Source organism: Bradyrhizobium sp. AUGA SZCCT0283 (assembly GCF_018130385.1).
Taxonomy (GTDB): domain Bacteria; phylum Pseudomonadota; class Alphaproteobacteria; order Rhizobiales; family Xanthobacteraceae; genus Bradyrhizobium.
The window spans coordinates 64996-79088 of sequence record NZ_JAFCLU010000026.1 but is presented as its reverse complement, the minus strand read 5'-3'; the positions used below and the strand labels follow the sequence as shown (position 1 = coordinate 79088).

Annotated in this window: 11 protein-coding genes and 1 pseudogene; 6 read left to right on the top strand and 6 right to left on the bottom strand. The window is 62.9% G+C overall.

The window, feature by feature from the left end; translation table 11 throughout:
- Window positions 1-122 precede the first annotated feature (122 nt).
- Complete coding sequence (locus JQ624_RS28740; protein WP_212422274.1) at window positions 123-1916, top strand: potassium/proton antiporter; 1794 nt, start codon at window positions 123-125, stop codon at window positions 1914-1916.
- A 169-nt stretch (window positions 1917-2085) separates the two neighbouring features.
- On the opposite strand, the gene JQ624_RS28735 is transcribed toward JQ624_RS28740, so the two are convergent.
- Window positions 2086-3639, bottom strand: a complete 1554-nt coding sequence (locus JQ624_RS28735; protein ID WP_212422273.1) for a winged helix-turn-helix domain-containing tetratricopeptide repeat protein — start codon at window positions 3637-3639, stop codon at window positions 2086-2088.
- 145 nt (window positions 3640-3784) lie between these two features.
- On the opposite strand from JQ624_RS28735, the gene JQ624_RS39385 reads away from it, so the two are divergent.
- Complete coding sequence (locus JQ624_RS39385; RefSeq protein ID WP_212422272.1) at window positions 3785-4024, top strand: DUF1127 domain-containing protein; 240 nt, start codon at window positions 3785-3787, stop codon at window positions 4022-4024.
- Window positions 4025-4654: 630 nt separating this feature from the next.
- Here JQ624_RS39385 and JQ624_RS28725 read toward each other — a convergent pair.
- On the bottom strand, window positions 4655-4909 hold the full coding sequence (locus tag JQ624_RS28725) for a hypothetical protein (protein ID WP_212422271.1): 255 nt from the start codon (window positions 4907-4909) through the stop codon (window positions 4655-4657).
- Between the two features lie 1019 nt (window positions 4910-5928).
- Here JQ624_RS28725 and JQ624_RS28720 point away from each other — a divergent pair.
- The 3 genes from JQ624_RS28720 (at window position 5929) to ilvD (ending at window position 10097) form a co-directional block, all read left to right on the top strand.
- Window positions 5929-6858: a glycine reductase gene (locus JQ624_RS28720; RefSeq protein WP_212422270.1), complete on the top strand. Its 930-nt coding sequence runs from the start codon at window positions 5929-5931 to the stop codon at window positions 6856-6858.
- A gap of 64 nt (window positions 6859-6922) precedes the next feature.
- Complete coding sequence (locus JQ624_RS28715; RefSeq protein ID WP_212422269.1) at window positions 6923-8116, top strand: CaiB/BaiF CoA-transferase family protein; 1194 nt, start codon at window positions 6923-6925, stop codon at window positions 8114-8116.
- 136 nt (window positions 8117-8252) lie between these two features.
- Window positions 8253-10097: a dihydroxy-acid dehydratase gene (gene ilvD, locus JQ624_RS28710; RefSeq protein ID WP_212422268.1), complete on the top strand. Its 1845-nt coding sequence runs from the start codon at window positions 8253-8255 to the stop codon at window positions 10095-10097.
- Between the two features lie 912 nt (window positions 10098-11009).
- On the opposite strand, the pseudogene JQ624_RS38800 reads toward ilvD, so the two are convergent.
- Window positions 11010-11333: pseudogene (locus JQ624_RS38800) on the bottom strand (transcriptional regulator); the annotation flags it as partial.
- Between the two features lie 159 nt (window positions 11334-11492).
- Between JQ624_RS38800 and JQ624_RS28700 the strand changes: the two are divergent.
- A complete protein-coding gene (locus JQ624_RS28700) occupies window positions 11493-11732 on the top strand; it encodes a DUF1127 domain-containing protein (protein ID WP_212422266.1) in 240 nt (79 codons plus the stop codon).
- A gap of 76 nt (window positions 11733-11808) precedes the next feature.
- Here the strand turns inward: JQ624_RS28700 and modC are convergent, their stop codons facing one another.
- From modC to modA, 3 genes are read right to left on the bottom strand one after another with little or no spacing between them, the layout of a single operon-like run.
- Window positions 11809-12468: a molybdenum ABC transporter ATP-binding protein gene (gene modC, locus JQ624_RS28695; RefSeq protein WP_212422265.1), complete on the bottom strand. Its 660-nt coding sequence runs from the start codon at window positions 12466-12468 to the stop codon at window positions 11809-11811.
- Between the two features lie 2 nt (window positions 12469-12470).
- Window positions 12471-13166 (bottom strand): molybdate ABC transporter permease subunit, encoded by a 696-nt coding sequence (gene modB / locus JQ624_RS28690; protein WP_212422264.1) that lies wholly within the window; start codon window positions 13164-13166, stop codon window positions 12471-12473.
- Window positions 13166-13951, bottom strand: a complete 786-nt coding sequence (modA, locus tag JQ624_RS28685; protein ID WP_212422263.1) for a molybdate ABC transporter substrate-binding protein — start codon at window positions 13949-13951, stop codon at window positions 13166-13168. The genes modB and modA overlap by 1 nt, the downstream gene beginning before the upstream one ends.
- Between the last annotated feature and the right edge of the window lie 142 nt (window positions 13952-14093).

Below are 14093 nucleotides of genomic sequence, written 5' to 3'. Positions count from 1 at the left end.
TTAAGCCCGTAAAATCGGGCACATTGCCGCTATCGCAGAAATGGGTTGGCGTTCAACTGTGGCGACGATAAGGATGCAATTGCAAGTATTTGCCAGGATTGTAGAGGTTATTGCGGAGGTTCATGGCTTCTCTCGACTCGGTCAGCATAGCCATCTTTCTGGGCGCCATCCTGGTGATGGCGGGCATCCTGTCGAGCCTGCTCGCGCTGCGCTTCGGGGCGCCGCTGCTCCTGGTGTTCCTCCTGATCGGCATGCTGGCGGGCGATGCCGGGCCGGGCCAGCTCAGCTTCGATGACGTCCGCACCACCTATCTGGTGGGGTCGGTGGCGCTGGCGCTGATCCTGTTCGACGGCGGCCTGCGGACCAGGTTTCAAAGCATCCGTACCGTGCTGGCGCCATCGATGGTGCTGGCGACCATCGGTGTGCTGCTCACCGCCGTGATTGCCGCGCCGGCCGCCAAATATGCGCTCGATCTGAACTGGACCGAGTCGCTGCTGGTCGGCGCCGTGGTGGCGTCGACCGATGCCGCGGCGGTGTTCCTGCTCGTTCACACCCAGGGCCTGCGCCTGCGCCCCCGTGTCGGCGCAACCCTGGAAGCCGAATCCGGTACCAACGACCCGTTCGCGATCTTTCTCACCCTGATGCTGGTCGAGTTCATTTCATCAGGTGAAAGCTCGCCGGCGCATGTCGTCATGGAGCTCGCGCGCGAAGGCGTGCTCGGCACCGTCGTCGGCGTGATCGGCGGCCGTCTGGTGGTGGTGGCGCTCAATCGCATGGCGCTGCCGCAAGGCCTGCATGCGCCCTTTGTCACCACCGCTGCGCTTGTGATCTTTGGCGTGGCGCAGATCTCGCACGCCTCCGGATTTCTCGCGGTCTATCTCGCCGGCATCATCATCGGCAACCGGCCGACGCGCGCGCATAATTCGGTGGTGACGTTTCTCGACGCCGCGACCTGGCTGGCGCAGATCGTGATGTTCGTTCTGCTGGGCCTGCTGGCGTCGCCGCAGCGCCTGCTGGGCAGCGTGGGCCCCTCCGTGATCGTGGCGCTGGTGCTGATGCTTGTGGCGCGGCCGCTCGCGGTGCTGCTGTGCCTCATGCCGTTCCGGTTCAACTGGCGGGAAAAGGTCTTCATCGCCTGGACCGGCCTGCGCGGGGCGGTTGCGATCTTCCTCGCGTCGATCCCGATGCTGGTCGGGCTGTCGAAAGCCTATCTCTATTTCGACGTCGCCTTTGTCGTGGTCGTCATCTCGCTGCTGCTGCAGGGCTGGACGCTGGCGCCGGCGGCGCGGTGGCTGCACGTGGCGCTGCCGCGCGTCGACCGCGGCCCGCGCCGCGTCGAGCTCGATCTGCCGGGGCAGCTCGAACAGCAACTGGTCGGCTATCCGGTGCGGCCGAAGAGTCTCTACTTCCGGCGCGGCCTGCTGCCATCCTGGTCGAAGCCGACGCTGGTGATCCGCGACGAGCGGATCCTCTCGCCCGTCGAGGCCGATCCGGTCGCGGCCGGCGACTACCTCTATCTGCTGGCGCCGCCGGAAAAGGCCGAGGCGCTGGATCGCTTCTTCGTCGACATGGCGCCGAGCTCGGCGCCCGACCCGCATCTGCTCGGCGATTTCATGGTCTCGGGCGAACACACGCTCGGCGAACTGGCTCAGATCTACGGCGTATCAGCCGAGGAAGAGCAGGCGAAGCTGACGCTGGCGGATTATTTCGACATTCATCTCGACCATGCGCCCAAGGAAGGCGCCGAGCTGGTGCTTGATCCGATCGTGCTGGTCGCGCGCAGCATCAGCGGCGGCCGGGTCAGCGTGGTCGGCCTGCGGCTGCCCGAGGATGAGGAACAGGCTGCGCCGCCAACGCGCCGGCAGAAGTTCAGGCGCAAGCTGGCGGAGATATGGTCGTCGGTGGCGGGGGTCTGAGCTCTGACGGGCGAAGTTCGGTCAGCTTCGCCCCCTGAAAGCGGACATTCCGCCGTTGCTTTCTAATGTCGGCTTTGTCGTTGCTTTCTAATGTCGGCTTTGTGCCAACTCCGGACTCATGCGCCGCAGAAGAGTGCCGCTATTCGATCACCTCGTGGACATTGGAGAGCTACTCGGGCAACCCCGCTTTGCGAAAACCCTCAATCATCAGCTTCGCATTTTTTGATACTTGGCTCCGACCGATCCACGCCGATATTGTGAAAGCGGGATCGATCTCAAGCATACGAGCCGCTGCCTCACGGGCCTCAGCGTCGCGTCCGAGATGGGCGAAAGCGGACGCGAAGCAGCGGTATGGTCCTGGATAGCAGGGGTTGTGACGCTGGGCTTTCTTCGCTGCAATGATGGCCTCGTCAAAGCGACGAAGCTCAATAAGGGCAAATCCCATCCCGGTAAGCGCTCCGAATGTTTGCGGGTCTACCGGGCTCATTCGCATGGCGCGTTCAAAGCTCCGGATCGCTTCCTTCGGCTGCCCCGCAATCTTATAGACCCAGCCTCTGCGGTTCCATATGTGAAATGAATTTGGGTTGAGCGCGACCGCCCGATCGGCCATCTCGATCTCAGTCTCACAATCGCCGATCAATAATGCGGAGATCGAAGCAGCACTTGCCAACGTGTCTGGATCACCATCGTCGAGGCTCAATGCCAGGCGCATAAGCCGAACGGCTTCCTTGCGTTCGAATTGTGGGTCGATCGCATAGCTCCTAAGCACGTTTTCCATATGACAGTCACCTGCCAAAGCTGCCGCAGCAGCAAACCCAGGGGCAAGCTCCAAGGCGCGATGGACCAGTCGGAGTGCCTCGGCCAAACTTTCGCGGGTCGATCGGACGGCTTGCTGTAAAGCCCGGAGAAAAAGATCATACGCGGTGAGGTCTTCCGGTCGCCGCCGCGTCGCCAGTGCAATTTCTGCTTGAAACAACTTTGGCTGAATAGCTGAGACAACGGCGAGCGTGACTTCGTCCTGCAACGCGAAAATGTCTGTCATGTCACGTTCGAACTTGTCCGCCCAAATGTGTGCGCCCGTAGCCGCTTCAATCAACTGGCCCGTGATGCGAACTTTCCCCGACGCCTTGCGCACCGCCCCCTGAAGGACATAGCGCACGCCAAGCCTGCGCCCGACTTCCTTGATGTCGACGGCTTTGCCCTTGAAGGTGAAACTCGAATTGCGAGCGATCACGAACAACGATCTGAATCGCGAAAGTGCGGTAGTGATCTCCTCAACCATCCCGTCCGCGAAGTACTCCTGCTCGGGATCGCCAGACATGTTCGCGAACGGCAGCACGGCGATGGAGGGCTCGTCGGGAAGTGCAGGAACGCTCCCGGGCGCATCGCCAGGGTTTGGGCCCGCAACTTCTCGCGCCTCCCGCACCTGTCCGACGAAACGGAAGCCCTTGCGCGGTAGTGTTTTGATGAAGCGTTGTTCCTCGCCGGAATCGCCGATTGCATCCCGGGCGGCATTCAGGCGGGTTGTCAGCGCCGCGTCAGATACGCTGCGCCCATTCCAAATGGCTTTGATGAGGTCGTCCTTGCTGACAACCCGCTCCCTGTTGCGGATCAGGTATTCGAGCAGGTCAAAAACCTGCGGTGTGATCGACACCGCATCGATCCCCCGATGCAGCTCGCGCCGGTCGGTGTCGAATGCGTATTCCTCGAAAAGATAGCGCAAGCTGCCATTCCTTCCCGGGGTCGCCTCTGTACTGGCGCATGAAGAGTAAGCCGCCGGTAAGAGAAATGTAAGCCACCAGTTAAGCGCAGCCGCGCATCTTGCGGCAACTTCTGCCTAGTGAACAGTCCAGACAGGACACACCCTAATGAGCACGATCCGCGGGACCACTGAGCTGGGACCGGTAACCGCAAGGCGGCAGGTCTACAGTCCTCTCGAAACATATTGGAATGCATTTCAGGAGTGGCGCAAACGCCGGAGATTAATGGCCAACTTGTGCGACCTAAGTGACAGGGAGCTAATAGATATCGGCATTACGCGCAGCGAGATCGACTACCTCGCTTCGCATCGAGGTTGCGATCCGCGAGGCGTCCTATCCGGCGAATGAATGTCGATATCTAGCCGCGATGGACGTTCGGAATGGTCACTACCAGAGGCGTCGTGGCGCAGATGCTGACTTCCGATGTGGGTCATTCGCGTCGATTTGGCCGCACCACGGCGACTTCCGGTCTACCCCGGTGAACGGACGTTCTCAGGATAGGCGGGCATGTCTCAAAGGTGCTGCCAAGAGCAGACTTCGACAGACCACCAATGGAAGCGAGCCCAATGCGTCGCCTGATCAGTCGCCCAGTTTGCCAGGAACCCACGTTCGGTTGAAGAACGGCTCGGCTCGGCCCGTACTGACGGAGATACGCGAACCGGGATTTGCCCGGAATCATGAGCACCAAATCGCGCGAGGTTGGCCGCAGCGTCGCGGCAAGCTACAGCTCAACGCTAACTGATCCGCAGGGCTTGAAGGTTTGGAGCGAGCGCCCGTGCAAGCACCCCTCATGTTTCTGGGCGTAGGCAAGCACGCCCATGATAATCAAAGCCACCACGACCAATCCGGCTACTAGGTTCTGCACCATGGCTGCCACTCCAGGGGAACGCATGAACAAGGCGACCGGCGCGAATCGTGGGGATCAATGCCGGGGCAGCGCTCCCTCTCGACCCGACCATGGGGCTGGGGCTGAAATGATCAGCGAGAGGTCGCGCAGCCAAAGAGAGCACAATTGTCGACCTGATGGCAGTGCAAACTTGTTGCCGCGCTGCGCAAATTCGGCGCGATCAGAAGCTGCGTCTTCGAAAATTCGCCTGTTTGGCCGCCATTGCCGCGATGCTGCTTTCGGGGCGAGCGGCCGAAAGGGACCTTGATGATCTGCTGCTCGTAGCTGCGGTGTGACAATGCACCCAACTTTTTTGTCGATGCGATCGTCCGCAATGCGCCCATCATGACGCAACGTGAAAGTTAAATGCACCGGGTAGTTTCCGTACTCGGGGCGACTCTACTGGCCGTATCTCCTCCACCTCCTGTGGTCACGCCGCAGCAGCACTCCCCGCTTCAAATCAGTGCTCTCACTGCAGCCAATTATTAAGTGCAGCCTAATTCCCTTCCACGAACTGAACGCCGATTACCCGACGGGGGCAAATCAGCGAGCGTTTCGGCCCACGGTCGCACGGTCTCGCTTCAAAAAACACCGCCAAACCCGCTGCGCGCAAAATCGAATTTCGTCAGCCGATTCAAAGTGATTTGGGCCGTCCAGATTGTGCGACGAAAATATTCCGCTTCTCATTCTCCCCAAATCAGTCTCTTTTGCGCTCATCCCGCCTCATCGAAGAGGGGCGTACGCGTCGTCACGATACGTGGAGTGCGGGTTGCGGTGGACGCGATGGCGTTGCGCGCGCGAGGCGTTGCAGGGCGGCTCCAAGCTTTGTCTTGGGCTGTGAGCGATTGATCCGCGCAGGACGAGCGGCGCAGTTTGCGTACGGCAAAACCGTGTGGTCCTGGCACCCGTGGCTGGTGTCAAGCTGGCGGAGGTTGATCGAACCCAACCGGGTTCGATGGGCCGTCAATCCGGCAGCGACGGAGGCAAAAGGAATTCGTCTCCGGGGAGAGCGCGCCATAAGCCGTCAAACCATTGCGCAGGGAAGGCCGGATGCTCTCCGCTGGACCTGTATGCTCGTGTGCGCACTTCTTTGTGCCATTGCACACGAGACCGCGGGTGCAGCGCGCACCCGGTCTTCCCTGCGCCCTCGTTATTTCGAGGGACGAGCCGTCGCATCAACTCGGGGCGCCCGTCGCCTGCGAGCGTGGAGGTGCGTCCGGGCTTGTTGGGGTTATTTGAGGTCGACCTTTGGTCGCTGGTCATGCGGGTTTGAGTTGCACTTTCGGCAGTTGAGGAACCGGCCGACTATCTCTAGTCTGGCTGAAAATAGATCTTACGCTCGCGGTGGAAACGCAGGAGAAACACAATGTCCGCCCCCCTCGACGACCAGCTTGGCTTCGCGCCCGACTATGATTCTCCGATCCCTTATATGCAGCGGACCCGCGAGTATTACACCGCGATCGGCTACACCACGCCCTATCGCTGGGCGCACTATGTCGATGCGCCGTTCCAGCCGTTGAAAAAGCCGCTCGCGAAGTCGCGCGTGACCATCGTCACCACGGCTGCCAAGTATGATCCCACCAAGGGCGATCAGGGGCCCGGAGCTGCCTACAACGGCAGCGCCAAGTTCTATCAGGTCTATGACGGCGACACGGCAAAGCAGCATGATTTGCGGATCTCGCATATCGGCTACGACCGCAAGCACACCACGGCCACCGACAGCGGCACCTGGTTTCCGCTGCCGCAGCTTCTGAAGGCGGCCAACGCGGGGCGGATCGGCGAAGTCGCGCCGCGTTTCTTCGGTGCGCCGACCAATCGCAGCCACCGCGTCACCATCGATGTCGACGCTCCGGATATTCTCGCCCGCTGCCAGGCCGACAAGGTCGATATCGCGGTCATCGTCCCGAATTGCCCGGTCTGCCACCAGACGTCTGCGCTGGTAGCGCGTCATCTCGAAGCCAATAGCATTGCCACCGTCGTCATGGGCTGTGCCAAGGACATCGTCGAACACGCCGCCGCGCCGCGCTTCCTGTTTTCGGATTTTCCGCTCGGCAACTCCGCCGGCAAGCCGCATGATGTGGAGTCGCAGGCGCTGACGCTCGAACTGGCGCTGCGTCTGCTGGAGTCCGCACCCGGCGCGCGCACCACGATGCAGTCGCCGCTGCGCTGGAGCGAGGATGCCTCCTGGAAGCTCGACTACAACAACATCGCGCAGATGAGCCCGGAGGAACTGGCGCGGCGCCGCGCCGAATTCGACAAGCAGAAAGAGATCGCGCGCGGCAACCGGGCGGCGTGACGCCCGCCGCGCGGGCCACGAACGAAGACAGAAGAAAAGAAGAGCGATTTCGGAGGAAGTCCCTTTGACCCGACCGTTCGAAGGCGTGAAGATTCTCGACTTCACGCAGGTGCTGGCCGGTCCCTATGCGAGCTACCAGCTCGCGCTGCTCGGCGCCGACGTCATCAAGGTGGAGCGGCGCGAAGGCGAGGACATGCGCCGCACGCCGCTGAGCCGCGAATGGGCCGAGCGCGGCCTCGCGCCGGGCTGGCAGGCCATCAACGGCAACAAGCGCAGCCTCACCCTCGACCTGCAGAAGCCGGAGGCGATCGCCATCGTCAAGCAACTCGCAGCGCAGGCCGACGTGGTGATGGAGAATTTCCGCCCGGGCGTGATGGACAAGCTCGGCATCGGTTATGCCGCGCTCTCCGCGATCAATCCGCGGCTGATCTATTGCGCCATTTCGGGTTTTGGCCAGACCGGGCCGGAACGGCTCGGCGCCGGCTATGACGGCAAGATCCAGGCGCTGTCCGGCATCATGTCGATCACCGGCCATGCCGAGACCGGCCCGACGCGCGCGGGCTTTGCGGTCTGCGACGTGCTGTCGGGCGCCACCGCCGCCTTCGGTGTGTCCAGCGCGCTGTTCCAGCGTACTCATACCGGCAAGGGTCAGTTGGTCGACGTCTCCATGCTGGAGGCGACGCTGGCGTTCCTGTCCGGGCAGGTCGCGGACTACTCGGTGGCCGGCCATCGCCAGCAGCTCTCCGGCAACCAGGCGGTGAGCCGCCGGCCAACTGCCAACCTGTTCAAGGCCGGTGACGGCTATCTGCTGCTCGCGGTGAACAGCGAGAAGCAATACATCGCGCTGATGACCGCGCTGGGGTGCGCCGATGCGCTGGAAGATCCGCGCTTCGCCGACTGGTTCGCCCGCCAGGAGAACGAGCCGGCGCTGCGGGCCATCATCGAGGAGGCGCTGTCGAAGAGGGACCCGCGCGAGTGGGAAAAGGTCCTGGAGGCCGCGGGCGCGCCCTGCGCCAGCATCTGGAAGGTCGAGGAAGTCATCGATCATCCGCAGATATCCGCGCGCGGCGCCATCCAGGAGATCGACACGCCCTATGGCCGCCTGCGCTTTGCCGGCAGCGGGTTCCAGCTCGCCCATGGCGGCGGCCGGCTCGACCGCATGGCGCCCGCGCTCAGTGCCCATACCGAGGAGGTGCTGGCTGAGCTCGGCTATGACGCCAAGGCGATCGCGGAACTGCGCGCGCGCGAGGTGGTCTAGCGGTAGCCGGAGCAGGTGGTCTGCACCCTGTCCCGTTCGGGGTGGGCCAGTGCATGGCGACCCTGCGCCAAGCCGCTTTAATCGATCCGGTTCACCGTCTAAAAGACGCCTTTCCCGCTTCCCAGAAGGACAGACCATGCCCGCCTACCGCTCCCGAACCACGACCCACGGCCGCAACATGGCGGGCGCCCGCGGCCTCTGGCGCGCCACCGGCATGAAGAACGAGGATTTTGGCAAGCCGATCATTGCCGTGGTCAATTCGTTTACCCAGTTCGTGCCCGGCCATGTGCACCTGAAGGATCTCGGCCAGCTCGTCGCGCGCGAAATCGAGAAGGCGGGCGGCGTCGCCAAGGAGTTCAACACCATCGCAGTCGATGACGGCATCGCCATGGGCCATGACGGCATGCTCTACAGCCTGCCGTCGCGCGAGATCATCGCCGACAGCGTCGAGTACATGGTCAATGCGCATTGCGCCGACGCCATGGTCTGCATCTCGAACTGCGACAAGATCACGCCCGGCATGCTGATGGCGGCGCTGCGGATCAACATCCCGACCGTGTTCGTCTCGGGCGGGCCGATGGAATCCGGCAAGGTCAACATCAAGGGCAAGCTCCGCGCGGTCGATCTGATCGACGCCATGGTCGCGGCCGCCGACAGCAACGTCAGCGATGCCGACGTGGAAGTGATCGAGCGCTCGGCCTGTCCGACCTGCGGCTCGTGTTCGGGCATGTTCACGGCCAATTCCATGAACTGTCTCACCGAGGCGCTGGGGCTGGCGCTGCCGGGCAACGGCTCGGTGCTGGCGACGCACGCCGACCGCAAGGGGTTGTTCGTCGAGGCCGGGCATCTGATCGTCGATCTGGCGCGGCGCTATTACGAGCAGGACGACGAAACGGCGTTGCCGCGGTCGATCGCTAACTTCAAGGCGTTCGAGAATGCCATGACGCTCGACATCGCCATGGGCGGCTCGACCAACACGGTGCTGCATCTCTTGGCTGCCGCCTATGAAGGGCAGGTGCCGTTCACGATGCAGGATATCGACCGCCTGTCGCGCCGGGTACCGGTGCTGTGCAAGGTGGCGCCGTCGGTGGCGGACGTGCATATGGAGGACGTTCACCGCGCCGGCGGCATCATGGCTATCCTCGGCGAACTCGACCGCGCGGGCCTGCTCAACCGCGGCTTGCCGATGGTTCACTCCAAGACGCTGGAGGATGCGCTCAGCCGCTGGGACATCAAGCAGACCAGGAGCGAAAGCGTCCGCAAATTCTTCATGGCCGCACCGGGCAATGTGCCGACGCAGGTCGCGTTCAGCCAGGAGCGCCGGTTCGAGGAACTCGATACCGATCGCGCGGCAGGCTGCGTCCGCGACGCCGAGCATGCCTATTCGAAAGACGGCGGCCTCGCGGTGCTGTCCGGCAATCTCGCGCTCGATGGCTGCATCGTGAAGACCGCCGGCGTCGATGAGAGCATTTTGAAGTTCGAGGGGCCGGCACGGGTGTTCGAAAGCCAGGACGCCGCGGTCGAAGGCATCCTGGGCAACAAGATCAAGGCCGGCGACGTCGTCGTGGTCCGCTATGAAGGCCCGCGCGGCGGTCCCGGCATGCAGGAGATGCTCTATCCGACCAGCTACCTCAAATCGAAGGGCCTCGGAAAAGTTTGCGCACTGGTCACCGATGGCCGCTTCTCCGGCGGCTCGTCAGGCCTGTCGATCGGACATCTTTCGCCGGAAGCCGCCGAAGGCGGGTTGATCGGGCTGGTGGAAGAGGGCGACCTTATCAAGATCGACATCCCGGCGCGTTCGATCAGCCTCGTGGTCGATGACGCCACGCTGGCGAAGCGCCGCGAAGCCATGCTGGCCCGCGGCGCGGACGCCTGGAAGCCCGCCAAGAAGCGCAGCCGCAAGGTGACGATGGCGCTGAAGGCCTATGCCGCGCTGACGACGAGCGCCGCCCGCGGCGCCGTCCGCGTCGTTCCGGAGTGAGCGCCGCGGCAGCTTCATAGTGGCTCCGAGCGACCGGTCGGCCCCCTCGCGCTTGGCGAGCCGGCAAGGGGGAGGGTTACGAACGGGCCGGTGACAGGCAGTGTGCCTTTTTCATTTGTCCGTCGACCCGTAAGCCGAGATCATACTGATGTAAGCTTCAACGGTCGTGCCGATCATATTCAACGCGCGGCTACACGGTTCGATGGCTTCTTCATGTTGACGGAGGTGCAGGTGTGCAACGCAGAGAAGCCGCGCTGTGATGTTGTCCTGCAAGACGGCCAGATTTGTACGGTCGCCGTCGAACCGATCTGACCAGATGTCGCGGGCGGTCTGAAGATCTGTAAGCCATACGTTGACGCGCACTTGGTCTCCGTTGCGTCTTACCGCGCCCTGTACGGCCCAGCGGATGCCGAGATCCGTCCCGAACTGCTTCAGATCGATCGACTTGTTCTTGTAGGTAAAGGCGACCTCGCGTCCAATGACGAAAGTGGCGGGCGCTCGCGAGAGATCGGCCGTCAAATTTGTCGTGATGGCGTCGGCAAAGTAGTCGTGCTCTGGATCGTTGTTGAGGTTGGCAAAGGGCAACACGACGAGAGAGAGGCGAGGCGCGATCTCGGGCCTGACAGTCGGTTGTCCCTGGATCTTTTGAGCTTCCCGAACTACATCGGTACGGACCGTCTTCCAGACATTCCAATAACCGGCAACGCCGCCGGCAATTACGCCGATGGCGGCAACCGAGGCCAACGCGCCGCCCACGAGCTTCAAACGGCCTCTGAGGTGACCCAGCCAGCCATCGGATCGCCGTTTGCCAACTACTTTTTCGGAGGGATCTGGGACCGAAACCGCGGCCTTCCCGGCAGCGCGGGCAAGCGTTGACAGTTCGGCGAGGGCGTCTGAGACCACCGCGGTTCCTGGGCGCCGACCCTCATCATCGTGTACAGCGCCCACGAAACGAAAACCCTTTCGTGGAAATGTCTTGATAAGACGTTGTTGCTCGCCGGAGTCGCCGATCGCGCGTCGGACGGCGTTCAGCCGGGTCGTCAGCGCCGCATCAGATACAATCCGACCATTCCAAATCGCGTTAACCAGATCGTCCTTGCTGACGACGCGATCCCTGCTGCGGACTAAATACTCGAGCAGATCGAGTACCTGTGGCGTCGTAGGCACAACATCGGGCCCGCGCCGCAACTCGCGCCGGTCGGTGTCCAACGCAAAGTCCTCGAAGAAATAGCGCATGGCACCATTTCCCAAGCTTGTCCTCTACCCCCGAGAGCGGGGCAGCAATTATCCGCCAAGAATAAGCCTTCGGTAAAGGAAATGTAAGCCTCCAGTTAAGCGCGCTGGTGCGTCTTGCGGCACCTTTGCATGGTGAAACAGTCCAGACAGGACACCGCCATGAGCACGATCCACGGGATTACCGAGCTGGGACCGGCAACGGCAAAGCGGCAGGTTTACAGTCCTTTCGAAAATTATTGGAATGCATTTCTGGAGTGGCGCAAAGGGGATAGGCTGCGTACTCAATTGTGTCACCTGACGGACAGCGAGCTTGCGGACATCGGTATCACGCGCGGTGATATCGATTACGTTGCGTCGCACCGAGATATAGACCCGCGAAGCATCCTGTCCGCCAGCTGAACATCCGTTGCCTGCCGGGGCGCGTACCCGCGACAGCAATCGGCTTGGCGAATTGACGGCGTCAATCGTGGACGCGCTACGTCAGCACCTTGACGCCGCCGAGCGCGGTTACGCGGCCGCGCTTGAGCATCACGATCTGCGTCGCCAGTTGACGCAGTTCGGCGGCGTCGTGGCTGACATAGACCATCGGAATGCCTTCGTCGCGCAGCCGCACCAGATAGGGCAGGATTTCCTCCTTGCGGCTCTCGTCGAGCGAGCCCAGCGGCTCGTCGAGCAGCAGCAGGCGCGGCTTTGACAGCAGCGCACGGCCAAGCGCGACGCGCTGGCGCTCGCCGCCGGAGAGTTTTCCGGGCCGGCGGTCGAGCAGATGGCCGATGTCGAGCAAGTCGGTGACGCGCGCGTGCTGCGCTGGATCCACGGCAAGGCGGTTCATGCGCCGGCCGTAGTCGAGATTTTGCCGCACGTCGAGATGCGGAAACAGCCGTGCGTCCTGGAACACATATCCGATGCGCCGCCGGTGCGGCGGCACATGAATGCCTTTCGACGTGTCATCCAGCGTTTCGCCATCGAGCGCGATGACGCCGCGGTCCGGCCGCAGCAGGCCGGCGATCATGTTGATCAGCGAGGTCTTGCCGGCGCCGGACGCGCCGAACAGGCCGGTGACGCGGCCCTGGCTTTCGAACGCGGCTTCGAGCGAGAATTCGCCGAGCTGTTTGGTGACGTCGACGCGCAGCATGGTCAGTTCCCGTGCAGGCGTCTGGTGGCGCGTCGCGCGAACCATTCGGACGCGATCAGGGCGCCCATCGCGATCACGATGGAGATCAGCACCAGCCGCCCGGCCGCGGCGTCGCCGTCGGGGGTCTGGATCAGCGAATAGATCGCCGTCGAGATGGTCTGGGTCTCGCCGGGGATATTGGAGACGAAGGTAATGGTGGCGCCGAACTCGCCGATCGCCTTGGCGAAGCCGAGCACCATGCCGGCCAGCACGCCCGGCAGTGCCAGCGGCAGGGTTACCGTCGCAAACACCTGCCACGGTGCGGCGCCGAGCGTGCTCGACGCCTGTTCCAGGCGGCGGTCGATCGCCTCGATCGACAGCCGGATCGGCCGCACCAGAAGTGGGAACGACATGATGCCGCAGGCCAGTGCCGCCCCGGTCCAGCGAAACGCGAACACGATGCCGAGGTTATCGGCGAGCCATGCGCCGACCAGGCCGCGGCGGCCGAAGGTCAGCAGCAGCAAATAGCCGGTGACCACGGGGGGCAGCACCAGCGGCAAATGAACTAATGCATCGAGCACCGACTTGCCCCAGAACTCACGCCGCGCCAGCAGCCACGCCAGCGCGATGCCGAACGGCGTCGCCACCAGCGTTGCGATGACGGCGACCCGCAGCGAGAGCAGGATGGCCGTCCATTCAGCGGGCGATATCTCGAACATCAGGTGGAAGGGCTGACGAGGAACTTGAAGCCGTATTTCTCGAGGATGGCTTTCGCCGCCGTCGAGCGCAGGAAGGCGAGATAGTCCGCCGTCTCCGGCTTCGCCGTCGCGGTCGCCGCGACGGGATAGACGATCGCAGGATGGGAATCGGCCGGGAAGGTGCCGACGATCTTGACGCCGGGCTCGATCTTGGCGTCGGTGGAATAGACAATGCCGAGAACGGCCTCGCCACGCGCGACCAGCGTCAGCGCGGCGCGCACGCTTTCGGCCATCGCGAATTTCGGCTCGGCGGCCTGCCACGAACCGAGTTTCTCCAGCGCCGCCTTGGCGTATTTGCCGGCCGGCACGGATTTCACGTCGCCGGTGGCGATCCGGCCGTCGCCGGCGAGCTTGGCGAGATCGAAGCCAGGGCCGATGTTCACATTGTCGACCTTGGAATCCTTCGGTGCGATCAGCACGATGTTGTTGCCGAGCAGATTGACCCGGCTCGATTCAATGATCGTCTTTTTTGACGTCGCGTAATCCATCCAGTCGGTGTCGGCGGAGATGAACACGTCGGCCGGCGCGCCCTGTTCGATCTGTTTTGCCAATGCCGAGCTTGCGGCATAGCTCACCGTGATCTTGATCCCGGTTTTCGCGGTGTAGGCGGCGTCGATCTCATCGAGCGCGTTCTTCATCGAGGCTGCGGCGAAGATCGTCAGGGACTTGTCCTGCGCGGCGGCCGGCGTGGGGACGGCTGCTAGCGAAATGGCGAAGGCCACGAAAAGGCCGGCAAGACGATTCATCGGGCGCTCCATGCATGATTGCGAGCCGCGGTTGCCGCGCGCAAGACAGGCGTTGGTTGGGTCAAGGCGACCGTCGGAAGCGCCGTTCCGGTATTCCCTGGAGGACTTGCGGTCGATCAGGATATCGCCAGCCCTGACAATA

Bases quoted from the DNA above. Each gene is read 5' to 3' on its own strand.
- modB (WP_212422264.1), bottom strand. From the start codon at position 13,166: ATGTTCGAGATATCGCCCGCTGAATGGACGGCCATCCTGCTCTCGCTG.
- JQ624_RS28720 (WP_212422270.1), top strand. From the start codon at position 5,929: ATGTCCGCCCCCCTCGACGACCAGCTTGGCTTCGCGCCCGACTATGAT.
- JQ624_RS28725 (WP_212422271.1), bottom strand. From the start codon at position 4,909: ATGATGGGCGCATTGCGGACGATCGCATCGACAAAAAAGTTGGGTGCA.
- modA (WP_212422263.1), bottom strand. From the start codon at position 13,951: ATGAATCGTCTTGCCGGCCTTTTCGTGGCCTTCGCCATTTCGCTAGCA.
- ilvD (WP_212422268.1), top strand. From the start codon at position 8,253: ATGCCCGCCTACCGCTCCCGAACCACGACCCACGGCCGCAACATGGCG.
- JQ624_RS28740 (WP_212422274.1), top strand. From the start codon at position 123: ATGGCTTCTCTCGACTCGGTCAGCATAGCCATCTTTCTGGGCGCCATC.
- modC (WP_212422265.1), bottom strand. From the start codon at position 12,468: ATGCTGCGCGTCGACGTCACCAAACAGCTCGGCGAATTCTCGCTCGAA.
- JQ624_RS28700 (WP_212422266.1), top strand. From the start codon at position 11,493: ATGAGCACGATCCACGGGATTACCGAGCTGGGACCGGCAACGGCAAAG.
- JQ624_RS39385 (WP_212422272.1), top strand. From the start codon at position 3,785: ATGAGCACGATCCGCGGGACCACTGAGCTGGGACCGGTAACCGCAAGG.